We start from the raw sequence: 26,053 nt of genomic DNA, 5'->3' as shown, positions 1-26,053 counted from the left end.
ATGAATATGAAAATTTAACTTCTTAGCGTTTTCTTACCCTTACCTAAAAATATAAAAATGAAGTGACAGAAAAATTATAAACATATGAAAAAACTCGCATTTCTTCTTTTCTTGTTTTTTGTACAAATTGAAGTCTTTGCCCAAGATTTTAGCGTCACCTCCTATTCTGTGGACATCACCATTCATACAGACGGGTACTTTGATGTAGTAGAAAAATACAATCTTAATTTTAATGTTCCTAAGCATGGAATCTATAGGGACATTCTGACTTCCTATGATTTACAGAATGAAGACGGAGAGAAGGAGAAGCGCAAACTCAAGCTAAGCAATATCGAGGTTCCTAACTATAAGTTTGAAGCACCCTCTTCTTTTGGTCAGAAAATGTCGACAAATGTACGGATCAAAATAGGCGATGCAAATGTTACCTTAGTGGGGCCTCGATACTATGAAATCAGATACAGAGTAGAGAATGCATTCCTTCACGAGAAGGAAGCCATACAATTCTATTGGAATATAAAGCCAAGTGACTGGAATGCTCCTTTTTATGCAATTGATTTCTCGGTTCACTTACCTCACGGGATAACCTTGGATGAGGGAAATTACTATTTATATTCAGGTGCCGTCGGATCAGATACCCCAACAACAGATTTCCTAACTACCTATGCTAACGGCGTCTATTCCGGGACAAGCAAATCCGGTGTGGTTTCTTCAGGCGGAGAAGCGGTAACCGTTCTTTTGAAATTGCCTGTGGGAAGTATCACGGAAATCAAACCGATTTGGCCACTTTGGACTGATTACGGTTGGACAATTATCCTTGTATTGGTATTTTCCGGGTTTTATGCTGTCTGGAAAAAGCACGGGAAAGACGATCCTGTCACCACGACGACGAGCTACTATCCTCCCAAAGGGATGGATCCTGCAATGGTGGGTTTCTTGATAGACGATTCCAGTGACACCAATGATCTTATTTCTTTAATTCCATTTTGGGCTTCGCAAGGCTATATGACAATTGAAGAAATCGAAAAAAAAGGATGGTTTGCAAAAGATGACACAAAACTCACCAAACTAAAAGAACTTGATGCAGATATCCCCCTGTATCAGCGCCAACTTTTCGATGGACTGTTTGGTCGCGGATCGGAAGTATTGGTAAGCAGCTTAAAAGACAAGTTTTACACCACGATGAGCAAGGCAAAAGGGACACTCAAGGATGCAGCCCAGATCTATTATGTGAACAAGTCTAAAAAAGTCATGATCTATACAGCAGTAGGCTTGGCTTTTCTGATGTTTTTCCTGATCCCGGGCTTTCTCTTTGTATGGGGAGTTATCGCCGCTATTTCGGTTGGAGTATCATTGATCTTCCTATTGATAATGAATCAGTTTATGATCAAGAAGAACAAGGAAGGAACTGCGATATTATCGGAATTGAAGGGTTTCAAGCAATTCATAAAAGTAGCTGAAGAGAACAAATTGAAAATGCTTCTCAAAGAAGATCCTACCTACTTCGAGTCAACGATGAGTTATGCTCTGGCATTTGGAATGTTTGACAAATGGGCGAAAAAATTCGATTCTCTCAATATTGAACCGCCTACCTGGTATTACTCTTCCTCCGGAAGAATGATGTCCATGGCCCATTTCTCCAAATCTTTCAACAGTTCCATCAAATCAACCCAATCCACCATGGTGAGTTCCCCTTCCAGTTCGGGAAGCTCGGGTGGCGGTGGATCATCAGGAGGCGGATTTGGCGGCGGAGGTGGCGGAAGCTGGTAGTTTCAATTTCCCGTAAGAAAACCATAAATCAGGATACGTCATTAAAAAATATCTGAGGTTTTGGAAACCTCAAATGAGACAATCGGAAGAATTGCATTCAGTAAAAAAACTCCTGTTTCTTTGCTTTTTTTATGCGGTTCAAAAAAATGATCAATTTCCAATTTTCAAACTCAATGGTCAAGGAAAAGCAAACTATAGCCGTTGTGCTCCTTAGTGGACTCCTATGTTTGCTATGCTTCTATGTGGTTAAAAAAAATGATCAATCCCCAATTTTCAAACTCAATGGTTAAGGGCAAGCAAACTCTAACCTTTGTGTTCCTTGGTGGACTTTGTGGTTCAAAAAACACCACCACCTAATTCAAGCCTCCTTATTTGGACTTGTTGAAATACGAGCACCTCTATGTTTGCTATGCTTCTATGTGGTTCACAAAAAATGATCAATCCCCAATTCCCAAACTCAATGGTCAAGGAAAAGCCAACTCTAATCTTTATGTTCCTTGGTGGACTTTGTGGTTCAAAAAACACCACAACCTAATTCAAGCCTCCTTATTTGGACTTGTTGAAATACGAGCACCTCTATGTTTGCTATGCTTCTATGTGGTTTAAAAAATGATCAATCCCCAATTTTCAAACTCAATGGTCAAGGGCAAGTAAACTCTAATCTTTATGTTCCTTGGTGGACTTTGTGATGAAAAACAAAATACAATTGAATTCTTCAAGCCCCACATGGCAGTGGATTAAAACTAGGTGTCTATATGGTTAAACCCGATCATCTAGCCGTCCAGCCTCCATCCACAGTCAGCATAGATCCTACCATGTAAGTTCCCGCATCTGAAGCCAAATAGATAGCTGCTCCCTGGATCTCTTCCAATCTACCCCATCTGCCAAGTGCTGTAGCTCCTACCACAAACTTCTTTCCTTCTTCTGTATCCGCGATCGGCAAGTTCATTTCCGTCAAAAACGGTCCCGGGCATATTGCATTCACGGTAATATTAAACGGAGCGAATTCCAATCCCAGCGCTCTGGTCATCTGCACAACTGCACCCTTGCTGGATGCATATGGCGTTCTATTCGATAGCCCGACCAATCCCAGGGTACTGGCCAGATTGATAATGCTTCCCCGTCCTGCTTCCTTCATATACGGTGTTACTGCTTTACAGCATAGCCAGGTTCCCGTCACATTGATTTCCATCACTTTGCTGAACTCTTCCAGTTGCAACTCATCTATCGCCCCGCGAATATTAATCCCCGCACTGTTGATCAGCACATCTATCTTTCCGAATGCATCAAAAGCTGCTTTTGCCATGGCTTCCGTCTGCTCTTTGTTCACCACATCTGCTTCGAAAGCCAATGCCTTTACTCCATAAACTTCAGCAATTCTCTTGGCCGATTCTTGGCCTTCAGACAGATTTCTGCTGACCAGCATCACACTTGCCCCGGCAGAGGCAAGCCCTTCGGCCATTGCCAAACCAAGGCCTTTGGATCCGCCTGTGATGATTGCTGCTTTTCCTGTCAGGTCAAAAAGTTTGATTCCGGGTAGTTTTTCAGACATGGGTAAAATGGTTAATGGTTAATGGTTAATGGTTAATGGTTAATAAGTTTAATTTTCGTAAAATCATGGCTATAATCCCAGTGAAGTGCGGCTATAAGCAAGGCAGGCTATCACGTTCTTTTCTTCCAAAGCCAATTGCTCTTCTTTGGATAAACCTGCAACTGCCGGTAGCTCCCCCCGGAACTGGTTTTCTTCAATCATTCGCTGCATTCTGTATGCATCCATTCCGGACAAATGATCGAAAGTAGCCCAATAATCATCTTTCATACAGGGAATTTCCAGTGGATCACGGGTAATCATCTCCAGACTGAAATTGATGTGAGGATTATGTTTTTTACAGAGATTTACTGCTGATTTCAAATCCACAATCCCCTCCCCAAGTGGAACTTCGGAAAGCAAAAAACCATCTCGATAATGCTTCACGCCCATATCCTTCACATGGGTAGAAAAAGCATAGGGGGCCAGGGTCTCTATCACTTGCATAGGATGCTCCAAGAATGAAATATTATTCCCAAAATCCAACGTCACTCCCACCCATTCACTTCCCAGATTCAAGATAATTGATTCCAGCTCTGCAGCCGTCCAGTCCTTATGGTTTTCTACTGCAAGCTTCATCTTATGCTTTCGCACCACAGGCTCTGCAAGTTCAATGGATCGAATTGCATTCCCTCTGAAATTATTAAAATTCTCAAGCGTAGCAAAATCCACGTAGCGTCGTCCGCTGAGACATGCTGTCCTTAGAATTTTCGCTCCTGCTTCCCGGGCGGCCAAGACATCCGTTTCAAATTTCGGAACCTCATCTTTCGATTTGGGCAATGTAATGCTTCCTTCTAAGTACATACCGGATTTTTCCCGCACGTCTCTTACTCTCTTTGCAAAATCTGAAGACCAGCCATTCACCACAGTCTGCACACCTCCCGCACCTATCTCTTTACAATGCTCCAGTAAACTCAGTGCATTTTCGAACCCCGGATATTTTTCACTTGGAGTATCTGAATGCCATCTCGCCGCGTAGGAATGAACTACTATTCCCATGGGAGCATCCACCAAGTACTCAGGAAGTACAGGTAAGGGAAAAGTCATTGCAAGAGCTCCAAGTCCCGCTGTTTTCAGAAAGCTTCTTCTTTCCGAAAGACTTTGGATGCTTTTGTGCTGAAGGAAAATCGAATTCATAGGCTATGGTTTTTGGGGCTCGTCTTCCGGCAAGGATTTTATGTACTCATTCAGTTCAGCAGCTTTCCATGGATACACTCTTCCCTGAGTTGACACCCGTGTTTTGCTGACCGTACGGCCGGAAATCAGCGGAGCTTGATTACCCCATTCATTTCGGATGTAGGTCAAGATTGCTGCAATGCTCGCATCGTCCATCGTAGAATGAGCAGGCATCACAGGAAGAATATCAGGCGCATCATAAGTTTTCCCAGCCACTTCCACCGGCCCCTCCAGCCCATGCAGCAAGATCATTGCGAGTCTGCGTTCATCTCCCAGCACCCACTCTGATCCCGCCAATGGCGGCCCCATTCTCGTAGCACCGGCCCCATCTGAGCTGTGACACCCCGCACAGGTCACCAGATATTTCTGTCTGCCTTGCGCAAATTGCTGCATTCCCCTATCATCCAATTGAGTTTCAGAAACTGCAACCTTAGAAGGGACAAAACCCGGCCAGGAGAATATCCGCATCATCCTATCCAAGCGATTTTTATCAATGGGAAGATCGGTACGTTTGAAAAGTGAAGGTTCGGATTTCAACACTATTGGCTCTTTATCTTTCAAATTTGAAGCCTGAATAGACATTCCGGAAATCACAATATTTTCTTTCCATCCCAATTCCTTCCCTTTGGCATCTGCCATAGTCAAAAGCCCGGTGACTTCAGACGAAGATCCTTTTTTAAGAATTGCCGTGGCCAGAGTCTCCAGAAAAATCTCCTTAATCTGATCCTGGTTTTCCCAGTCAGAAGAAGTCCAAAGCTTTTGCAGAAAAGCGTATTCCCTATCTGCCAAACTGCTCATCATCGCATCCCGAATCAGGGGATCGGCACCATATTTTTGGAAAATATCAGAAAGGATATTTTCATTTTCATCGGTCTCTAGCACATATGCACTTAGTGCAAGCTGAAGTGCTTCTTGTGGAGAAGCAGCAGTAGTAGCACCTCTCATACCTAGCGCAAGTTTAGACCGGGTAGCGGAAGATGTCTGAGCAAATGGTTCCAATAGTCTTAGCGCTGTATTTTGTATCAAGCCGGAAGAGCTATCAAGGACTGAAAAAAGTAAATCTTCTGAAAGCAAATTCAGTCCTTCCAAAGTCCAAAGTGTATGAAATCTTCCCATCTCGCTAGCCTTTGGATCAGAAAGCACTTGCACCAAATCGTCTTTCACACTCTTATCATTCCGCTCTACCAACAGACGCTGTGCCATGTCTCTGTACCAGCCGTCTTTATCCGAAAGCAATGCGATCAATTCCTTACTATCGGTCTTTGAAAGTTTAGGTGTTTTCCCGGTATTTTTTCCTTCCGGAACAACCCTCCAAATCCTCCCCAAATGAATCGGCATATGCAATCCTCTACCCACAGTCTGCTCACTTAAGTAAGGAGTGAGGTACTCTTTATGCTGAATCAATCCACGGTACATGTCTGCTATATACAAAGCTCCGTCAGGTCCGACAGCAAACCCGGAAGGGCGAAACCGCTCATCCGTGGATGCCAAAAACTCTCTTCCGGGATTTGGATCCATACCCGTAATGGTTGTTCCATCTTCCGTCAAGACATTTCTTTTCACCAAATTGCCTGCAGGCTCTGCCACAAAGGCATTTCCGTAATACTCTTCAGGAAAAAGTGTGCTTCTGAAAATCAACGGAGAGCAGGCTGCCGTGAATTCCATCAATCGCCGGTTTTCGTCCAAAACACCAGGAATGTATCCTCTATTCACTGCCGGAGTGGGATGGATCGGATAAACTCTTCGATCCTGCGCCACTCCATAATCTATCCCTGTGGAAGAACTGTGATTTGGATTTCTCGACAGATAATTTGGCGGCACCAGATCAGCATGAAGCTGAGACCAATTGTAATTGTAATACAATCTACCCTGATCATCTTGACTGATTCCCCATTGTCCCCGAAACTCGGTCTCTTCTTTGATCCATTTGCCATCCTGATATTTGTACCTGATTTTGGACTTTGCATTGTAGTACCAGTTGTCCACGTTTCTCAGCAAACCATTATCTGAATGTTCGGGATTTCCCGAAGAAGCATAGGCCGAATCAAGCAAAACCTTGGTATCGGCACGGAGATCTCCATCTAGATCTTGAGTGATCCATAGTGCACTGTTTTCAGAGACAAGCACTCCATCCGCAAAAAAACCAATCGCCCGTGGCATCACCAGGCTATCAAGGTAGACGGTACTTTTATCCATCACACCATCTCCATTTTCATCTTCCAGCACAGAGATCCTGCCTATAGGCTTATCTTCCTCAGAGCCCAATGTATCAGTCATAAATCCCCGCATCTCTATCACCCAAAGTCGGGCATCCTCATCGAACGTGATAAAAACAGGTTCCTGTACCATGGGTTCGGCTGCGACCAATTGGATTTTGAATCCCGGTTCCAATTGAAAAGTTTCCAATTCTTCCTCAGCTGATCTTGCAGGAGAGGGATTGGATGGATCTTCTATGACTATTTTGGCACAAGCGGCCGTTATCAATACTATTAAAAAGTAAGGAACACTACGGGTAATCGACATACTACAACACGGAATTTTGGGTTTGAGCAAATCCCCACTCAAGCAAATCCTACAACTTTAGGCAAGCTTGAAAAAAGGGGAAGTACAATTTGAAACATATTCGGCTGATACACAAGCCTGAATTTAACAATATGTTTATTCCGGCATTTCACCAATTAGCTATAGACACTCCCAGAATCACTATCTTCATTCCAATTCTAAACATATCTTTATATGCTAAAAAATAGTCTGTTGGCAGCTATTCTGCTTCTTTTCTCATTCTACGTCTTTAAAAAAGAGGTGCTGGAGACAGCTTCTCCGACCTCCGTCACGCTCATAGAATCCGAGCTCGCATGGAATGGAGACTCTTTGCCACCTTATCCAAGCTCAAAACCTCAAATTTCAATTTTAAAAATCACCATTCCTGCCCATGCTGAACTTCCCTTACATTATCATCCGGTGATCAATGCCGGCGTACTACTGAAAGGAGAATTATATGTGATCGATGAAGATGGCAATGAACTCACGCTCAAAGCCGGTGATCCTATCATAGAAGTGGTGAACAAAAAGCATCTAGGCAAAAATATGGGTGATGAAGATGCTGAGATTATAGTCTTCTATGCCGGAACACCAGGTATGAAGATTACCGAAAAAGTACAATAATAACTTCCAAGCCTTACCTTTGCGAATAAATACGTACGCATGAACTTTTCAGACCTAGGCCTTTCCAAGCAATTGCTTGATGCAATAAAAAAAGCAAACTACGATAGCCCATATCCGATACAGATAGAAGCAATCCCGGCTATTTTGCAGAAGAAAGACCTACTCGGAATAGCGCCCACCGGTTCCGGAAAGACAGCCTCCTACATCCTGCCCATCCTCCAGAGACTTCAGGAAAAAGACGTAAATAAAGGACGTATGATTCCGGTTTTGGTGTTGGTTCCCACACGTGAGCTGGCAAGTCAAGTGGCTGAAGTAACGGAGAATTTTGCGCGATTTCTGACAAGAAAAGTGAAAGCTTTGGCTGTATATGGGGGTGTTTCTATCAATCCGCAGATGATGAAAATCTACGGAACGGATATTTTGATCGCTACTCCCGGTCGATTACTGGATCTGCTCTCCAAAAATTCCCTGAATCTAAATCAGGTCGAAATCCTTGTATTGGATGAAGCGGATAAGGTTTTGAATATGGGATTCAAAGAAGAGGTGGATCAAATCCTGGAAAAACTTCCAAAAAAACGTCAAAACATTCTTTTCTCAGCGACCACAGAAGAGTCTGTAGAAGGATTGATCGATGAAATGCTGCACGATCCTGTCCGTATTGCCGCAGAGCCGGACACTATCTCTCCGGATCTTATAGAGCAGTATGCTTACCGGGTTCCTATGGAACAAAAAGGTCCTTTCCTCCGCTATTTAATTAATTCAGGTGACTGGTCGCAGATTTTGGTTTTTGCCTCATCTATCAGGGCGGCAGATAATATCGTCACCAAACTTGGCAAAAACGGAATTGATGCACTGGCTTTTCACGGTGACAAGAGTCAGGGGGCGAGGACTGAAGCGCTTCATAGATTTAAGTCCGGCAAAACCAGGGTACTGGTGGCAACCGATTTGGCAGCAAGAGGTATTGATATCAAGTTTCTGCCATTGGTGATCAATTATGAACTTCCAAGATCTCCCAAAGACTATGTGCACAGAATCGGTAGAACAGGGCGTGCAGGAGCTACGGGTGAAGCTATATCATTGGTCTCTGAAGAGGAGTTGCACCACTTCAAAATAATCCAAAAGAAAATGAAAAAGCATGTGCAGCTGAGGAGTATCGATGAGATTGAATTTTAATTCATTCGGAGGCAGAGGTCATAATTCAAAAAATCTATTCTTTGGTAATCTTACATTCAACCAAAATCATCGGATTTAATCAAGTTACTTTTCGGATAAAAAGTAAACCCGTTAATGATTCCTCAACACATTCTAATGAAGCCTAAATATTCCACAAAAAAATAAGTAGAAATCTACGAACTCATTAACAGACAAGCCTGTTTACTCCAAATAGTGAAATTTTAGGATCAAGTCATTTTTAGGATGGAAAAGAAATACAGCAAAACGGAATACTTTAAGATTGTCCTTGTATTGGGTGCACTTTGTACAATCTCTCCTTTTTCAATCGACATGTATCTTCCAGGGTTCCCTGAGATGGCTAAATCCCTGAATACTCCTATTTCCAATATCCAACTTTCTTTGACTGCCTATTTGGTAGGTATTGCGATCGGCCAGCTTTTCTATGGTCCTCTTCTGGACAAATATGGACGTAAAAAGCCGCTGTACGCAGGATTGGCCATTTACATCCTAGCATCTATCGGCTGTGCGGTATCGCAGTCGGTAGAGAACCTTATCTTCATGAGATTCCTGCAGGCAGTGGGTGGATGTGCAGGAATGGTATCTGCGCAGGCTATCGTCCGCGATATTTTCCCTGTAGAAAAGACCGCTCAAGCCATGTCATTGCTTGTATTGGTGATCGCAGTTTCCCCTATGATTGCCCCTGCTTTGGGTGGGTTTGTGACTGCGGCGTATGATTGGCACTGGGTTTTTATCATTCTGGCTGTCTTGACTGCCATTATTTGGATAGCTACTGTGGTCATACTTCCTGCGGGAGCACTTCCTGACAGGGAGGTATCTTTAAAACCCAAACAGGTTTGGAAAAGCTATCTAAAAGTTCTTGAGAATCGCCAGTTCTTGGTTTACATGCTTGCAGGAGGAATTGCCGGAGCCGCACCATTTGCCTACATCGCCAGTTCTGCGGATGTATTTATGAACCTCTACGGATTGAGTGAGCATCAATTTGGGTGGATATTCGCTATTCTGGCCTTTGCCATGATAGGTTCTACGCAGCTGAACCATATCCTTTTAAAGAGATTCTCTTCTCAGCAGATCATTAATTTCTCCCTGCATTACCAGAGCTTCATGGGATTATTGCTAATTATTGGAGTCTATTTCAATCTGTTCAATGTGTATTCATTGATCGCAGTGATGTTTATTTTCCTAACCGCCCATGGACTAAATGGCCCCAATACTACTGCACTTTCCATGGCTCCATTCTCCAGAAATGCAGGATCAGCGTCTGCGATGCTGGGAAGTATGAGAATGGCAATAGGCGGAATTGTAACTGCAATCGTGAGTCTGTTTCATGCCAGCTCTGCATTGCCGATGGTTATCGGAATGGGTGTGTGTGCATTTGGAGGATTTATAGTGCTCAAAATGGACCAGCAACTACCCGGTACCATCAGTCGAAAGCGAAGCACAGAGGCTTTTGCCAGCTAAGACTTATATGAAAGGTTAAAAGCCGGAGTTCTTTAAGAAGTCCGGCTTTTTCATTTTAGTTAAGGCTCAGTAACTGCCTTGATCAGCTCAGGATGTATTTGATCCCCCGAACTTCTATTAAACAGCGCAAAACCATAGTCCCCTGCATATCCATTGTCCCAATAAAACGGCACCAATCCATGATCAACCATGCTATTGGTAACATAGCGTAAATAATATTCTAGATAATGCTGATTTTCTTCAGACTTTTTTTGCACTGCCCCATATTCTCCCACCAGAACAGGAACACCCTGATCAATGAATTTCGATTTCATCTTTTGAAACTGTCCGTCAGCATGTAATTCTCCACCCCATACTGCTGTTTTAGCAGGATCAGTTGCGTCCTTCCCCCATTGGGTGATGATTTCATCTTCTCTCAAAGCAAACTCATACGGGTCATAATAATGAACCTCCACCATCAAGCGATCTGCTGTGTCGTCTGTAGGCATTTCAAAGAAATTTGCCCCATGATCTATATTGGTATTAAATGTTTGTACAACTAAGTTTCTATAGGTATTCCTACCTCCTGTAGACCTTACGGCATCTACGAAAGTCTGATTGAATGAATTCTGAACCTGATAATATTCCGGTTTGGGAGTGCCGTAATCGCCGTCTACCATCACCTCATTTGTTCCTGCAAAAAGCAGATGATCATCGTAATCCCGGAAATTCAATGCGATCTGCACCCACATTTTTTCCAGTCTGTCATTCACATAGTCTTGCTGCGCAAAAGTCGGCTGCATCCACCCTCCGTCCCAGTGAATATTCATGAGCGCATACATATCATTGTCTATCACATAATCCACTACTTCATTTACTCTAGCCATCCAGACAGGGTCTATTTGGTATGTTTCAGCATTGGTGAATCTGCTCCATGCTACCGGGATTCTTACAGACTGAAAACCTGCAGCCTTGATTGCATCGATCAACCCTTTTGTGGTTTCCGGGTTATCCCAGGCAGTTTCCCCACCTATTGCTTCCAGAGAATTCCCGAGATTCCAGCCGATTCCCATTTCGCCGGCCAAATCCAAACTTGCGATGTCCCGCATTCCCGTTTTGTCCGACGGTATGTAATAGTCTGGAAGCATAGATGTGCTACCAGCCTGATTCACAGTAATTACCTGAGCGATGGCTCCTGACTTTACTCTTATCAAAGCAGTTCGAGTCTCCTCTGAACCGTTCGCCCCGGCAGTCAGTGTGATCTGAGCATTTCCCGAACCGGAATTTGGGTTAGCTGTAATCCAAGGTTCCTCTATTTCAATTGTCCAATTTTGATTGCCGGTGATCGACAGGACCTGGGAATCTTCTTCAGAGGCATATTGGAGTGTTGTTGAAGAAACTGTGAATTCAAACGGCTCTCCATTTTCTCCACAGGAGAAAAAAGTCATTGAAAGAGAAAGAACTAAAATGAGAAATTTAGCAGGGTTATTCATAGGGTTTATTTTTACGACTCTAAAAGTATTTACTCTGTCCGTCTCTAAAGGGGGGTAAATGTTAGCTATAAGGGATTCATTTGTTACATAGCAAGACAAAAGGCCGGAAAAGACCTTCTGACCAGCTTCCCATTCGGAAGAGAATAATTCCTACTTTTGCCATTCTCCCATAAGTACAATCCATGAGCAACTCAAATCTTGCGATCAGAACAGTCATTTTCAGTATGCTGGGAAATGTCATTCTGGCGGCGATCAAATTTCTCGCCGGCATATTTGGAAATTCATATGCACTGATTGCAGATGGCATAGAATCGGTAGTGGACGTTTTCGCTTCTGCACTGGTTCTCTTTGGATTGAAATATTCCGCAAGACCGGCAGATGAAAATCATCCCTATGGCCATGGAAAGGCTGAGCCACTGATGACTTTTTTGGTAGTGGTATTTCTGATCATCTCGGCAGTCACTATCGCCTGGCAAGCTTACCAACACATCATCACTCCGCATCAATCACCCAGGCCTTTTACGCTGATCGTCCTCGCAGGGATTATTATCTGGAAGGAAATCTCTTTTCAGCTAGTAATGTCACGGAGTAAAAAGCTGAAAAGCAGTTCGCTTAAAGCAGAAGCCTGGCATCACCGCAGCGATGCCATTACATCTGTGGCCGCTTTTATAGGGATCACGATTGCAATTTTCGGAGGAGAGGGATTCGAGGTGGCTGATGATTACGCTGCCTTATTTGCAGTGGCTCTGATCCTTTTCAATTGCTATAAAATCTTTCGCCCTGCACTGGGAGAAGTGATGGACGAAAACAATTATGAGGAACTTACAGCACAAATCCGACAGATTTCCCTAACCGTACCCGGAGTGAAAGGCACAGAAAAATGCTATATCCGCAAAGCCGGAATGGAATATTACGTCGATTTGCACGCACTGGTTCCCGGAGAACTTACCGTGACCGAAGGGCACGCCATTTCTCATGAATTGAAAGACAAACTTTGCAAAGTAATTCCTGAACTTGGCAATGTACTGATTCACATAGAACCCTGCTGAACACTACGAAGCCGTCCGGGCAACCCAATCTAGCAGGAGTCAACGCATGCCTCACCAGAACCTCCCATGGGTACGACTATCTTGCTGGCTTCCCTTACGGGTTTCAGCTACTTCACACCTATGCTTTTTGCAAGCCTGACAGGATATTTCCTAGCTCCGAAGATTCCTTTTATCAGTTCTCAAAAGGAAGAACATCCCACATTGAAATAGCTTTTTGGGGCTGAATTTCTTTAAATATTGAGAGCAATTCCTTAGAACTTTGGTTACCTTAAAGATGATTAGCTTACAAGCTCTTAACCCATTCTAACTATGAATATCCTCGAAAACTTGTCCTTCCATAATGATCGCCCATCAGTCTGCCCGATCCAGCGAACAGACAAAACCAACTATTTTGCCATTGGACTGATCCATAACCAAATCCTAAAAAAGCACACTGCAAACAACCCTTCTCTACTCACCGTACTCCAAGGTGAACTAGTGTTTCTTATCGATGGAGAAACGCTGCATCTCAAAGAATTTGATACCTACGACATTCCTGTGATGGTGGAGCATGAAGTGAAGGGTGTGAAAGAAAGAAATATTTTCACCATTCTTCAGGAGAAATAAGACTACTGTCGTCTTCGATGAAATTTGGATATGATTATCATCAATGACGCCGGTCACCTCAGTTGCTTTGTTAATCTGGCCAACAGACCGAAGTTGCCAAAATCTATAGTTTACCAAATACTATTAGTTTATCAAATCTTATATTGTTTTTACCTCTTTATTGGCAGAAAAGCGGATATATACAAATTTGGATTGCCTAAAGCCTATAGTAATCGAAACTCCCCTTTGCCGGATAATTGGCCTTATTTCTTACATTTGGAGCACTTGTATGCATCATTTTTAGTAACTTAAAAATCACATCAGCTATAGCTGCTGAGATATTTCTTTTGGCCTTAAGCTCAAAAACCCATGAAAACCATTTTAACCTTGATTCTTTTTGTCTGCGCTACTTTTGCCTTTGCGCAAGCAGACAAGGAAGTCGCCTCCCAAGTTGAGAAACTCCGTCTTGCATTGATTGATCCTTCCGTGGGCACCTTGAGTGAGCTTAGTTCGACTGATCTAAGCTATGGACACTCAAGCGGAAAATTGGAAAATCAAGCCCAATTTATAGAAGCCTTGGTGAGTGGGGCATCTGACTTCGTTACTGTCGATTTCGAAGATCAGACAATTCACGTAGCTAAAAACGTGGCGATAGTCCGCCACAACCTGAAAGCAGACGTTCTGGATGGCGGTCAGGCCAACTCGATCAAAATCGGTGTGATGCTGGTGTGGCAAAAAGAAAAGGGGAAATGGAAACTTATTGCACGGCAGGCGTATAAATTAGCCTAATCCCTATCCATCCAAATACGATTTCGTTGAAAAAATTACTATTAGTAGAAGACGACCCACGGGTGTGCAGCTTTATTAACAAAGGGCTAAGTGAAAATGGCTTTGATGTCACAGTTGCAATGGATGGTAAAACAGGACTTCAATTAGCCCTAAACAATCCATTCGATCTGTTGATTTTAGACATCATGCTTCCTATCATTAATGGACTGGAAGTATGCCGCCAGGTCAGGGAGCAGGACACCTCCGTACCCATTTTATTTCTGACCGCCATGGGGAGCACTGAGAATGTGGTGATCGGACTGGAATCCGGCGGGGACGATTACCTTGTGAAGCCGTTCAAATTCATTGAGCTGCTGGCCAGGATTAAAACTCTCATGAGACGCCGGGGAAAAGTGGGAGAAAAGGATAGAGAGGCTCATGATATTTACCACTTTGCTGATCTTGTTTTGGACGATACTGCAAAATCTGTACATCGAAATGAAAATGAGATCTCTCTTACTTCAACAGAATTTCGTCTTTTGCTAATGTTTATGAAAAATCCCCGAAAAGTGCTGACAAGAGTAGATATGCTTCATGAAGTTTGGGGAGTGAATTTCGACATGGGTACTAATGTAGTCGACGTATATGTGAATTACCTTCGAAAGAAACTGGATAAATACGGAGATCAGAAACTTATTCACACAGTAATCGGGATGGGCTATGTACTAAAAGAGTACTAATGAAACTCCAAAACAAGATAATTTATATACTCCTTACCGCATTCCTCGGTTACACCCTGTTATTCAGCGGATTTATCTATTATTCTATTTCCAGATTTGCATTTACAGATTTCTACAAAAGACTGGAAATACGGGCGATCGCAACAGCTAAAATCGAGCTTGAAAAACAAAATGACAGCAACGTCGTCCAACAACTACGGCAAGATTATCTTGAGCCTTTAGCCAATGAAAAACTGTTTATCCTTGAGAATATCGACATCAAAGACGTAGTTAAAGACTCCCAGCTCAATGAGTACAACCGATCATTTCTACAAGAAATTGTAGAAAAAGGAATAGCCACTTTCAGTCATCAAGAGTCGTTTTATTACGGCACCTTGTACAGTACTCCTGATCAAAAAAATCACTTGGTCATTATCTCTGCCGAAAATTATTTTATCACCCACCACATTGCCTATTTGAGGAACCTTATTTTCACCTCCTTAGTCATTGCTTTTCTTTTGATCGTATTATTCACGGTGATGTTTTCGAGGAAGATCATAGAACCAATCCAGAATATCATTCAAAAAACCAAAAAAATAGGGTCTGAAAATCTTCACATGAGACTGGAAGTCCCGGTAAGTAATGACTCTGTGCGAGAACTTGCCAAAACGTTCAATGATATGCTGAACCGGTTGGAAACCTCATTTGAAACACAGAAAAACTTCATCAGCAATGCCTCCCACGAGCTAAATACACCGCTCACCTCCATCATTGGCGAAGCGGATGTCTCGCTTTCCAAACTCAGAAAGCCCCAGGAATATGTAGAATCACTTCAAGCGATTCTGGGAGAGGCCGAAAAACTCCAGAAAAAGGTCCAAGCATTGCTTCTACTTGCACAGACCGGATTTGACGGAAAGCGGCAGAAGTTTGGGAAAGTGCGAATGGACCAGTTGATTTTGGATGTGAAAGAAACCGTTGAAAAAATCCAATTCAAAAGTAAAATATGTCTTGATTTCAGTCTTTTACCTGAAAATCCACTTTTACTCAAAGTCCTGGGAAATGAACAGCTTCTACACTTGGCAGTATCGAATATCGTATTGAATGCCTGCAAATATTCTGATGGCAAGCCCGTGAATATCGCACTGGCAGTAGTCGATGGTGAGATCATCGTGATCGTAAAAGATAATGGAATAGGTATTCCTCCCGATGAGAAGGAGTATATTTTTGACCCATATTTCAGAGCCTCAAACACAAAAAACTATGAAGGATATGGTATTGGTCTTCCGCTGGCAAGAAACATTATCCGTATCCATGATGGAGAATTGAGGATAAATTCTATCCTGGAGGAAGGTACCACTGTAGAAATCCGTTTGCCTAAAGGGGATTTTGTCCTTTAATCCTATTCTAATCTCTCTTCGCACATTCTAATCAAATCTTAATCTCGTCCTTATTTCATTCTAATAAGCCCGGTATAATTTCACCCCTGTTCACAACAAACAAGAGGAATTATGCCGAAGACTATTTTAATACCCACCGATTTTACCGTAAAATCTCTCAACCTTGCCAAGATATCGCTTCAAAAAGCACTCGAAAACAACGAAAAGCTCACTTTGATTCTGATACATGGATATTGGATGCCCTCCTCCATCTCTGATTTGTTATTCTATTCCAAAAGCAAACTACTTGACAAATTAGAAACTCCTGATTTCAAAGCTAGCTGCAAATTACTGATGGGGAAATATGAACAGGTGATCGAAAAGATGACTATCGACATATTCAGCGGAACCAACCAGAACGCATTTGATAACTACCTGGAAGCTAACAATATCCAAGAGGTATACTTATCAAAAAACTATAAGTTCAAATTTAAAAGCAGCAATAGCTTTGACCTTACTCCCTATTTCAGCAAGAGTAAACTCAACACCATAGAAGTCAACTGGGAAGCAATTCCCTCTGTCAGCCAAGAAAGCAGTCAGGATGAACTCGCTGCATTGTTTTTCAATCACGGTCAAGTAGCTCATTAACATAAACACTCAAACGATGAAACCTCAAGTGGTATACCCTGTTACTTTCACTCTATTGATAGGAGTATACTTTACACTTCTTTCATTTCTGGAAAGCCCCCAAACCAACATCATCGGGGAGTGGAAGGAAGTGTCATGGGAATACGAGAAAATGGATACGCTAAGCTCCAAGAAGGACAGTTTCGACTATACGCTTACAGACCATATCAAAGAGCAAATCAGTAAAAACCTGATCATCCATGAAGCCGAAATATGGAAGTTTGCAACAGACGACACCCTAGAAATGAAAGGCAATGACTCTTTCAAATCGTTGCACTGGACACTTAAGGGAAGAGGAAACATCCTTCAACTCCACGGCGAAGAAAACACTATTGAACACTACCAGATTCAGGAACTCAGCTCAGATCGAATGGTGCTATACTTCAATTTTGACATGCAAGTACGGGGTATAGTGAAAATGACATTCGAAAAAATCAATGCTTAAAATACATGATTAGTAAACATATCGATAGAACCAACAAAGAGAATATCCAGCTTGGCTCGCTAACCGCCTTTTCTGCAGGCATGGTGAACGTGATTTCTGTGATTATTTTCTTTGCATTCACCTCTAATGTAACAGGGCATTACGCCATTCTAGCCCAAGAGATTTCTCATGGCAACTGGTATCAAGCGTTAGTGGTCGTGGGATGGATCTTTCTCTTTTTCTTCGGAAGTTTCATTTCAAATATAATTGTCATCAATTTCCGTGTTGGTAATGCATACCTCGCCCATTCACTCCCCATAGTTTTAGAGATAGTTTGCCTATTGGCGGTAGGTACATATATACAGTTTTATTACAAAGAAACCCTTTTGGAAACTGAACTGATGGTGAGCACTATGCTATTTGCTATGGGAATTCAAAATGGTCTTACGGCCACCATCTCCAACTCAGCAGTCAAAACGACACACCTTACAGGACTTACTACTGATCTGGGAATACTTGTATCGCTCTTCACCAAAGAGAAAAACCGAAAAGACCCTGAGCTCCTCAGGAAGTGGAGACTGTTGCTTGCGATTATGGGTTCTTATCTGGCAGGCGGAATCTGTGCGGGATATATTTACTTAACAATAGCCTATAATGTGTTTTATATTGTATGCATCTTCTTGCTAATTGTCATCGGATATGACTTCTACCGAACCAAGATGAATTATCTACGTCATAAAAAGCAGCCTTACTACCGAAAAACAATCAATAAACCTGACCCGGCTGCATACGAACTAAACTGATCGCCTATCATTCTTCATCCTCACCCTTGATAGGTTTTTTGTGCCAATAGGAAGCAAGTAAAGAACCCGTCACATTCATCAAAGGGCCAAAAACAGCCGGAGCCAGTCCCACTGTGGCTATTTTGCCCATTTCCTTGGCGATGCCCGAAGCCAGTCCGCCATTCTGCATTCCTACTTCTATCGCAATAGTTCTACAGTCTTTTTCACTGAGCCTTAGCAACCTACTCGCCCAATACCCCAGCGTATATCCGGCAAGGTTGTGAATCACAACCAGAATAATCAATAGCGGACCTATCTCCAATAAACTATCCCTACCTGCAGCTACTATTACTATTAGGATAAGGGCTATTGCAGCCATAGAAATTATCGGCATAAGATCATCCAGCCATTTGGCTTTACCCTGCAGGAAATAATTGAAGATAAGTCCCGCACCTATCGGTATAATCACCATTTTCACGATGCTAAACATCATATCCATAACGTCTATCGCTACAAATTCCCCTGCAAGCCATCCCATCAAAAATGGAGTAACAAAAGGCGCCAACAAGGTGGTGACAGAGGTGACGGTAATGGAAAGAGCAAGATTCGCCCTGGCAAGGTAGCTCATTACATTGGAAGCCATTCCACTTGGGGAACAGCCGATCAGAATAATCCCGGCAGCGATTTCCGGTGAAAAGCCACTCATATTGGCAAGTGAGAAACCAATAAAAGGCATTATGGTAAATTGACATAACACGCCTATCAAAACTCCTTTGGGCATTTTGACTACGCCGAGGAAATCTTTGATACTCATAGAAGTTCCCATGCCAAACATAATTATCTGGATCAGAGGAACTATCAAACCACTAAGCTTGAAGCTTCCGTACTCAATGAAATAGTGCGGAAAATAAAGTGCCAGCGCCACAGACCCAAAGATCATCATGGAGTAAGCATAGCCTTTCAACTTTGGACTTCCCAGAAAAGTAATAGCACAGCTAAAAAAGAAACCTATCCACAACAGTCCGGCATATGCAATACCTAAAAAAAGACTAGTGGCAAGAGCCGCTAAGAATAGAATAGCTGTGAAAACTGAAAGAGCTTGTGTGATTTTGGGATTCAAAACGTCGATATTTTGGATGGATAATCATAAAACAACCCGAAAACCGGTCATACAACCAGCTCTCGGGCCTATCAATAGGTAAAATAGGTGTCTTAGCTGTAGGTACGGTCATGAGACCGCTTTTCATTCCACATATCCGTAGGTGCGAAATACGAGCTATCCGACTTATGTAAATGTGCCTTCACGACTTCTTCATTGAGCTCAATCCCTAGGCCCGGTGCATCCAACGGAACCGGTGCATAGCCTTTGTCAATCATCTTACCTCCACCGGTCATCGTCACCAGATCCTCCCACCAAGGTATATCTACCGAATGGTGCTCAAGGGCAAGAAAATTCTGTGTGGCTGCTGCACAATGCACATTTGCCATAAATGAAACCGGCGTTCCGGCTTGATGCATAGCCATACTAATTCCTTTCTCTTCCGCATAATCCGCGATTCTCTTTGTCTCCAAAAGACCTCCTGAGGATGCCAAATCCGGATGTACAATATCTACAGCATGATTATCGATGAGGTCTTTGAAATATTCAAGTAGATAGATGTCTTCACCTGTGGTCGTAGGTGTATTCAGTGCATCGGTGATGGTCTTATGCTGTTGCCACATCTGCCAAGGAACCATATCTTCCAGCCATGCCAAGCGGTACTTATCAAGTGCCTGTCCCAGACGGATGCAATTATTTAAGTCAAAATGTCCATAGTGGTCTGTTGATATCGGAATATCATATCCGACCATACCCCGCACATTGTCCACGATTTTAGCAAGTTCATCAAGACCTTTTTCTGTGATCTGAACTCCTGTAAATGGATGCGCTGTATTTGCGTAGGACATATAGCCTCCCTGCCACTGACTTTTACCCATTTTAAAAATCTCAGGATTAACCAAACATCCGGGAATATCCATGATCTCCCCTATCGAAACGTCCATTTTCAGCCAAGTATATCCCTGCTCCTCAGTTCTGTATTTGATAAGCTTCCTTTGCTCTTCCGGCGAACTTGCCTCCGGTGTATCTGCATACAGCCTCACCGAATCCCTATATCGACCACCCAGCAGCTGCCAAGCCGGTACATTGTAAGCTTTTCCACAAAGATCCCATAGTGCCATCTCTACTCCGCAAACCCCACCCGCTTGTCGGGATTGACCGCCAAACTGCTTGATAATCTTAAAAATCTTCTCTACGTTACATGGATTCTCTCCAAGAATACGGCTCTTCAGCATCAAGGCATACTTTGGATCTGCGCCATCACGTACTTCTCCCAGCCCATAAATACCTTGATTGGTATCAATACGTAAAATAGCGGTACCACCCATTACGGCAGTATGGGCATATCTCATATCCGTAATTTTCAGGTCTGAGGGAGCTGAAGCTCTACGCACATTCTTGGTCGTTTCGGCCATGGTATCTTCTATATTAAGTCCCATAAGGGCTGTCAAACTCAGTCCTCCAAGTGCCGTTTTCTTCAAAAAGTCCCTTCTGTTGTCTTTTGTAAATGGGCTGTCAATTTCCGCTTGCCTCTGGGCGGTATACTGCTGTTCTCTAGTTTTGTTTTTCTCAATCAGATCTTTAAGCGTACTTTTCATAGTAAATTGGGTTATTGTTATTATCAATTTAATTGCAAATAATCATATTATAACTAGTTGAAAATAAGTTTATTAGGACATTATCTAACCTCAATAATTTCTTTCTTTCAGGTAATCGTCCAAGTCCTCCTTGGTCATGGGAAGTTTTCCAGGGTAATTATTCAACCAGTCCAGAAAGTCTTTTTTGATTTCCTCTGTCCATTCACTATCAATCTGGCCCGCTAAATACTTTCCTTCCCGAAGCCTTTGGTGCCCGAATTCATCTCTCAATCCGGTCACTTCAGATGTCAACACAAGCTCCTCCACCAGATAGGCAGGAATAAAAATCACCCCATATTTCTTTGCCAGCACCGCATCCCCCGGAAGCACTGTTGCCCGGCCTATGCGTATGGGGGCATTGATGGAGGTAAGCATCATTTGCTGGATATAGGATGGATCCTGGCCTTTCATCCAGGCATTGAAACCTTCAATTTCAGAAAGTCCTTCTTGATCGCGGACCGAGCCATTGAAAATCACTCCCCGCTTGGATTTGGCATAGATCGCATTTCCCAGATTGTCACCGATCAATGTACCATCCACTATCTTTCCATATCCATCTGCGACATATACGTCACCGTTGGTAAGGATATCAATCGGCCATGAGTTGGTTCCACCTTTAGGAGACCTACCTTCTTTATCTACTCCCTGGTCTTTGACTTGCTTCTCCAAATCAGGTCTTAGCGGCATGTACTGAGCAGTAACTACGCGACCTGTCATTGCTTCATCAGGTAGCATAATTTGCCAGTCTCCTTCATATTGATTTTGATAGCCTTTGTTTCTAAGTACACCCCAGGCCTCTTCGATGGATATATCCTTCAAGCGCTCAAGAATGGAATCCGGAATCTTGGGTCTCCCATCCGGAAAACGCTCACCTGTCCATTCCGCCGTAAGTGCTTTAATGAATTCGGGAGAGGCTCCTACATTTTGTGCCGTGAGCTCTGAAGTACCTGTGAAAAGGGCTACAGCCAGTAAACTAGCAGAGAAATAAGCTAAGCGCAAGGTTCTTAATTTGAGATAAAAGATATTCATAGTTATTTTAGTAGGGTTTTGTTAATCCACTCAATCAGCTGTTTTTCTACGGTTGATATTTTCAATCAGCAACAATCTTCTTTCCGGTTAATTGGTCATTTTTACTATCCAGCTTACCTAGTAGTCGAGAATTATATCGACATTATTCGAAGAAAGGAATCCCCGGAACTGCATACTTTTTCATTCCTTCTTCATTTATTTCCACTCCTATTCCGGGTTTTTCTGAAAGAGTGATAAAGCTATTTTCGGTTTTCGGACCATCGTAGGTCACGATATCTTTCCAGAGATCGTCAGTGTCCATATAGATTTGCCATTCCATAATCTGGAAGTTTGGTACCGAAGCACATACATGGCAACTCGCCATCGCACCTAAAAAGGAAGCCACCATATGAGGAGAAAAAGGCACATAATAAAGATTGGCCAAATTGGCAATGCGTTGACCTTCTCCGAGGCCTCCTGCCTTCTGCAGATCAGGCATAATGATATTTAGAGCTCCATCCGACAATAATTTTGTGAATCCATAAGCGAGGTAGATATTTTCTCCCGCACAGATCGGGGTGCTGGTTTCCTGAGTGATATGCTTGTAGACCTCCGGATTGTCCGCCGGTATAGGCTCCTCCAGAAACATAAGATCCAGAGACTCATACATTTTGGCCATCTTCATACCGGTGACCGCATCATAACGTCCATGCATATCCACACAAACATCAATTTTGGGACCCACTGCTTCTCTTACAGCCGCGATAGCATTGTACATCCTATCTATTTCAGCAGGGCTTGCTGTCCAGTTGAAGCGATCGTACTTATTGGGATCTCTGCCATCATCCACATCAAATTTCACTGCATTGTACCCTCTTGATACAGCGTCCTTAGCGGCAACGGCGTAATCATTCGGGGTTGGATTTGTAGATGTATAAAGTGCTGTATCGCAATACACACGGATTTTATCCCGGAATTTCCCTCCCAACAGCTGATAGACGGGAACTCCAAAGACTTTGCCCGTTATGTCCCACAGTGCCGTCTCAATCGCTGTCAATACTGCCACAAATACGCCCGACTGGGCTCCACCGAAAAATGCTCCTTTTCGAATTTGCTCCGCAAGACGGTTAGGATTGAGAGGATTTTGTCCTTTAATCTGCTCACCCAATCGCTTGACTAAATAATAAGACCCGTGAATCGCATCCACAGCCTCTCCACAGCCCCACACATCCTGATTGGTATAAATTTTCACATAAACAGCTCCCCTTACAAAACCGCACTTAACGTCGGTTATTTTGAGATCAGCCGGATTTGAATAAGGGTTCTGCTTGATTACAGCGGCATTCAATCCCTGTCCAAAAGTAGCTAGCAAACCGGCACCGGTTAAGCCAACTGCGGCTCCTTTTTGAAGGAAACCCCTCCTTGAATTCTTGTTTTTCATCTGTTTATATTTTGTTTTAAGAGGTCAGATAGCCTGTCCCGAACTTGATTCGGGAGAATCTCGCATATGGAATAATCATCCCAGTGTGTATCACCTTCGACATGCTCGATTTCACAGGTTATTTAGGTTATATCTAGCGTTACCAAGTTCTGTTTTTCAGGATTTCTTGAATCTGGTCTTTCGCTATAGGAAGTTCATCTATATGATCGGTGAGCCATTGGGAGAAATCTTTTTCGATTTCTTCGGACCATCTTGTATCGATTTGCCCGGCAGTGTAAGTTCCTTCTCTTAACCGCTGATGTCCAAACATATCCCGCAAACGGACGACCTCGGAGGTTACGACCACTTTTTCGGCTAAATGAGCCGGGATAAAAGACACCGCACCATCCCTGCCGAGCACTACATCTCCAGCCATGACAGTTACCTGATGAATCCTGGTTGGTTTATTAATTCCAATCAACATGGTATTCAGATCGCCGGCTTGATTGTGATGTGAAGGGTGGTAGCTGGATACATATGAAGTAAAAGAACCCATTTCCTTTAGGCCGACTATATCTCTTACAGCTCCGTCATACACAATTCCATTTCCGGTCTTTGCATAAATGGCGTTGCCCACATTGTCTCCGATGGTGGGTCCGCCATTATGAATACCAAACTGGTCCACCACATAGACATCTCCCTGTTGCAGAATATCTACAGGCCAAGAATTTTGACCTCTTTTGCCTTCCTTCTTTCCACGCTCATCTATCGCATCATGGATATCCGGTCTGCCGGGCATAAAAGTCGCCGTCACTGCCCTTCCAACTAAAATACTGTCCGGATTGATCGTTACTCCCCAGCCATCGGCATACTGATATTTATAGCCTGCGTTTTTCATTACCGCCCAAGCTTCATCATGGGTCACATCTCTCATGCGTAGAAGAATATCATCAGGAACCTTGGGTCTACCATCTTCAAACCGTTCTCCCTCCCATTGTTGGGTAAGGAAAAGCATTTCCTCTTTGGAAATTTGCTGAGCTAACAGACCTGAGGAAACAAACAGGATCAGACAAAAGGAGGTTGTAATTTTCTTAATCATAGTCCTTGTTGATTTTTATATGAAAACAGGGCTCAGTATTCACCAAGCCCTGTTTTATTTATTTGTCCCACCACACTTTGGTTGCCAGATTGTCCGGCCCCTGTGCTGCTATGGCTGCCGATACATTTTCCGAATTCACAGAAATTTCCGAGTTGGGATAAGTAAGGCGGTTGATAAATTCCACTTCCCTACCTTGGAAAGGATTTGGTGCCAACATCGGATATCCTGTTCGACGGAAGTTGGCAAAAGCTTCAGGGCCATTCAGAAATGAGGACACCCAATATTGCGTATTGATCTGTTCGATTGCTCTGGCTTCCTCAAAGGGGTTGGCAGCCAAATACGCATTTGCTTCGGCAATAGAAATAGAAGATGCTTCATTTACTGTCCCCAATTGATCCATATGAGCTCTCACTGCGGCATTGTAATAAGTTTCTACTTCTCCCGAAGTAATCCATCCCCGCTGTCTCGCTTCTGCCAGTAAAAGAAAATTTTGTGAGGCTGTGACAAGGAAGTTCTGTGCAGTGAGACTGGCAAGTCTTCTTCTATCAACTTGGGCAAATTCATAGAAACTCGCCAGTCCCAATTCCGAAGCTGCCCGTACTGCTCCGACATTGTCATTGCCCATGGGCATTCCCACTTGAATCATAGGGTCAAATGACGCATTGGCAGGAAGTTGCTCAGGACCTGAGGTAGCTCCTACGTAAGTTACCGCAATTGCCTTCAGCCTTGGATCTTCTGTATTTTGAAGAAACTTAACAAACACATCTGTGAGGTAGAAATTAGAGGCTTCCGTTGCATTAAGCATGTTCCCGATTGGATTGGTATAATTGGGATCATGGGCAAGTACAGCGTTATCTGCATTGGTAAGAATTACTCCTCCCTGTTCAGCTTCTTGTACTACTGATCGAGCCAAGGCGGGATCAATTTCGCTCAAGCGCATGCCCGCCCGCAGCAACAGCGAATAGCCAAAGCTCTTCCACTTCATTATATCACCTCCATAGAGGATGTCCGCGGACTCTATCCGTCCGGCGGGATCCAGAGCAGCAGATGCTTCGGTCAATTCCTTGATTAAATCAGCATAGATGGCCTCTTGACTATCATATACCGGAAGATAAATCTGCTGGGAATATCCTTCGCCTCCTTCGAAATAGGGGATACTTCCATAAGTATCAGTCAATACCATAAAAGCATTGGCCTGAATAATTCTTGTCATGTGGTATAGATTCACCCGAGTTGGGTCATCTTTTATCCGGTTGATAACATCTTTTGTGTTTTTGATCACATTGCGATAGTACGCCTGCCAATTGTCGTCAGTGACACCCCTATTGTCCTGATTGTAATTAGCTCCAGTCATCAATCCGGAGTTGGGAGATATAATCTGTTGGACTATTCCAATTTCATAAATCAAGGTTCCCGTGGTATACGCACTACTTATCGTCGCATTGTTTAATTGAAATGCCGGATCTATGGAAGTAGCGCTTACTTTGTTAGTATTGAGCTCATCGAAATTATTATCGCAAGAAATCGCAACAGCCAATATCGAAACTGAGAGGATATAATAAATGATCTTTTTCATGTCT

Annotated in this window: 23 protein-coding genes; 13 read left to right on the top strand and 10 right to left on the bottom strand. The window is 43.1% G+C overall.

The annotated features are described in order from the left end of the window. The first annotated feature begins 84 nt into the window (after positions 1 to 84). Positions 85 to 1,767 carry a DUF2207 domain-containing protein gene (locus tag J2X69_RS21575; protein ID WP_310108007.1) on the top strand — a complete coding sequence of 561 codons (1,683 nt, stop codon included), beginning with the start codon at positions 85 to 87 and terminating at the stop codon, positions 1,765 to 1,767. Between the two features lie 769 nt (positions 1,768 to 2,536). On the opposite strand, the gene J2X69_RS21570 is transcribed toward J2X69_RS21575, so the two are convergent. The 3 genes from J2X69_RS21570 to J2X69_RS21560 form a co-directional block, all read right to left on the bottom strand. Next, the gene (locus J2X69_RS21570; RefSeq protein WP_310108005.1) at positions 2,537 to 3,319 is read right to left on the bottom strand and encodes a glucose 1-dehydrogenase; all 783 of its coding nucleotides are present in this window, start codon (positions 3,317 to 3,319) and stop codon (positions 2,537 to 2,539) included. Positions 3,320 to 3,388: 69 nt separating this feature from the next. Further along, the gene (locus tag J2X69_RS21565) at positions 3,389 to 4,492 is read right to left on the bottom strand and encodes a sugar phosphate isomerase/epimerase (RefSeq protein ID WP_310108003.1); all 1,104 of its coding nucleotides are present in this window, start codon (positions 4,490 to 4,492) and stop codon (positions 3,389 to 3,391) included. Positions 4,493 to 4,495: 3 nt separating this feature from the next. After that, a complete protein-coding gene (locus J2X69_RS21560; RefSeq protein ID WP_310108001.1) occupies positions 4,496 to 7,054 on the bottom strand; it encodes a c-type cytochrome in 2,559 nt (852 codons plus the stop codon). A 213-nt stretch (positions 7,055 to 7,267) separates the two neighbouring features. On the opposite strand from J2X69_RS21560, the gene J2X69_RS21555 reads away from it, so the two are divergent. The 3 genes from J2X69_RS21555 (at position 7,268) to J2X69_RS21545 (ending at position 10,348) form a co-directional block, all read left to right on the top strand. Beyond that, on the top strand, positions 7,268 to 7,696 hold the full coding sequence (locus J2X69_RS21555) for a cupin domain-containing protein (protein WP_310107999.1): 429 nt from the start codon (positions 7,268 to 7,270) through the stop codon (positions 7,694 to 7,696). Positions 7,697 to 7,735: 39 nt separating this feature from the next. Then, positions 7,736 to 8,869, top strand: coding sequence for a DEAD/DEAH box helicase (locus J2X69_RS21550; protein WP_310107996.1), 1,134 nt, complete (start codon positions 7,736 to 7,738; stop codon positions 8,867 to 8,869). 243 nt (positions 8,870 to 9,112) lie between these two features. Next, a complete protein-coding gene (locus tag J2X69_RS21545) occupies positions 9,113 to 10,348 on the top strand; it encodes a multidrug effflux MFS transporter (RefSeq protein WP_310107994.1) in 1,236 nt (411 codons plus the stop codon). Positions 10,349 to 10,407: 59 nt separating this feature from the next. On the opposite strand, the gene J2X69_RS21540 is transcribed toward J2X69_RS21545, so the two are convergent. After that, the gene (locus J2X69_RS21540; protein WP_310107992.1) at positions 10,408 to 11,820 is read right to left on the bottom strand and encodes a cellulase family glycosylhydrolase; all 1,413 of its coding nucleotides are present in this window, start codon (positions 11,818 to 11,820) and stop codon (positions 10,408 to 10,410) included. A gap of 182 nt (positions 11,821 to 12,002) precedes the next feature. Here J2X69_RS21540 and J2X69_RS21535 point away from each other — a divergent pair, with 182 nt between their 5' ends. From J2X69_RS21535 to J2X69_RS21495, 9 genes are all read left to right on the top strand, one after another. Next, on the top strand, positions 12,003 to 12,869 hold the full coding sequence (locus tag J2X69_RS21535; protein WP_310107990.1) for a cation diffusion facilitator family transporter: 867 nt from the start codon (positions 12,003 to 12,005) through the stop codon (positions 12,867 to 12,869). A 66-nt stretch (positions 12,870 to 12,935) separates the two neighbouring features. Next, positions 12,936 to 13,079: a hypothetical protein gene (locus J2X69_RS21530; protein WP_310107988.1), complete on the top strand. Its 144-nt coding sequence runs from the start codon at positions 12,936 to 12,938 to the stop codon at positions 13,077 to 13,079. A gap of 99 nt (positions 13,080 to 13,178) precedes the next feature. Further along, positions 13,179 to 13,475: a hypothetical protein gene (locus tag J2X69_RS21525; protein ID WP_310107985.1), complete on the top strand. Its 297-nt coding sequence runs from the start codon at positions 13,179 to 13,181 to the stop codon at positions 13,473 to 13,475. A gap of 348 nt (positions 13,476 to 13,823) precedes the next feature. Continuing rightward, complete coding sequence (locus J2X69_RS21520) at positions 13,824 to 14,243, top strand: nuclear transport factor 2 family protein (RefSeq protein ID WP_310107983.1); 420 nt, start codon at positions 13,824 to 13,826, stop codon at positions 14,241 to 14,243. A gap of 26 nt (positions 14,244 to 14,269) precedes the next feature. Further along, positions 14,270 to 14,962 carry a response regulator transcription factor gene (locus tag J2X69_RS21515; RefSeq protein ID WP_310107981.1) on the top strand — a complete coding sequence of 231 codons (693 nt, stop codon included), beginning with the start codon at positions 14,270 to 14,272 and terminating at the stop codon, positions 14,960 to 14,962. Continuing rightward, entirely contained in the window at positions 14,962 to 16,338 is a 1,377-nt protein-coding gene (locus tag J2X69_RS21510) for a HAMP domain-containing sensor histidine kinase (protein ID WP_310107979.1), read from the top strand. The genes J2X69_RS21515 and J2X69_RS21510 overlap by 1 nt, the downstream gene beginning before the upstream one ends. 111 nt (positions 16,339 to 16,449) lie before the next feature. After that, positions 16,450 to 16,965 carry a hypothetical protein gene (locus J2X69_RS21505; RefSeq protein WP_310107977.1) on the top strand — a complete coding sequence of 172 codons (516 nt, stop codon included), beginning with the start codon at positions 16,450 to 16,452 and terminating at the stop codon, positions 16,963 to 16,965. Between the two features lie 16 nt (positions 16,966 to 16,981). After that, the gene (locus tag J2X69_RS21500) at positions 16,982 to 17,449 is read left to right on the top strand and encodes a hypothetical protein (RefSeq protein ID WP_310107975.1); all 468 of its coding nucleotides are present in this window, start codon (positions 16,982 to 16,984) and stop codon (positions 17,447 to 17,449) included. Positions 17,450 to 17,454: 5 nt separating this feature from the next. Continuing rightward, complete coding sequence (locus tag J2X69_RS21495; protein WP_310107972.1) at positions 17,455 to 18,231, top strand: YoaK family protein; 777 nt, start codon at positions 17,455 to 17,457, stop codon at positions 18,229 to 18,231. 7 nt (positions 18,232 to 18,238) lie between these two features. Here J2X69_RS21495 and J2X69_RS21490 read toward each other — a convergent pair whose 3' ends face one another. The 6 genes from J2X69_RS21490 to J2X69_RS21465 all read right to left on the bottom strand — a co-directional run bounded on the left by J2X69_RS21490 (position 18,239) and on the right by J2X69_RS21465 (position 26,049). Beyond that, a complete protein-coding gene (locus tag J2X69_RS21490; protein WP_409014463.1) occupies positions 18,239 to 19,330 on the bottom strand; it encodes a bile acid:sodium symporter family protein in 1,092 nt (363 codons plus the stop codon). A 92-nt stretch (positions 19,331 to 19,422) separates the two neighbouring features. Then, the gene (locus J2X69_RS21485; RefSeq protein WP_310107969.1) at positions 19,423 to 20,907 is read right to left on the bottom strand and encodes a mandelate racemase/muconate lactonizing enzyme family protein; all 1,485 of its coding nucleotides are present in this window, start codon (positions 20,905 to 20,907) and stop codon (positions 19,423 to 19,425) included. Positions 20,908 to 20,997: 90 nt separating this feature from the next. Beyond that, a complete protein-coding gene (locus tag J2X69_RS21480) occupies positions 20,998 to 21,975 on the bottom strand; it encodes an RraA family protein (protein WP_310107967.1) in 978 nt (325 codons plus the stop codon). Positions 21,976 to 22,117: 142 nt separating this feature from the next. Next, positions 22,118 to 23,395, bottom strand: coding sequence for a mandelate racemase/muconate lactonizing enzyme family protein (locus tag J2X69_RS21475; RefSeq protein ID WP_310107965.1), 1,278 nt, complete (start codon positions 23,393 to 23,395; stop codon positions 22,118 to 22,120). A gap of 139 nt (positions 23,396 to 23,534) precedes the next feature. Continuing rightward, complete coding sequence (locus tag J2X69_RS21470) at positions 23,535 to 24,473, bottom strand: RraA family protein (protein WP_310107961.1); 939 nt, start codon at positions 24,471 to 24,473, stop codon at positions 23,535 to 23,537. Between the two features lie 58 nt (positions 24,474 to 24,531). Further along, a complete protein-coding gene (locus J2X69_RS21465) occupies positions 24,532 to 26,049 on the bottom strand; it encodes a SusD/RagB family nutrient-binding outer membrane lipoprotein (protein ID WP_310107958.1) in 1,518 nt (505 codons plus the stop codon). Positions 26,050 to 26,053: the final 4 nt, after the last annotated feature.

The organism is Algoriphagus sp. 4150, from assembly GCF_031457395.1.
Taxonomy (GTDB): Bacteria; Bacteroidota; Bacteroidia; order Cytophagales; family Cyclobacteriaceae; genus Algoriphagus.
The sequence above is the reverse complement of the archived record's forward strand: the minus strand, read 5'-3'. Positions and strand labels throughout refer to the sequence as shown.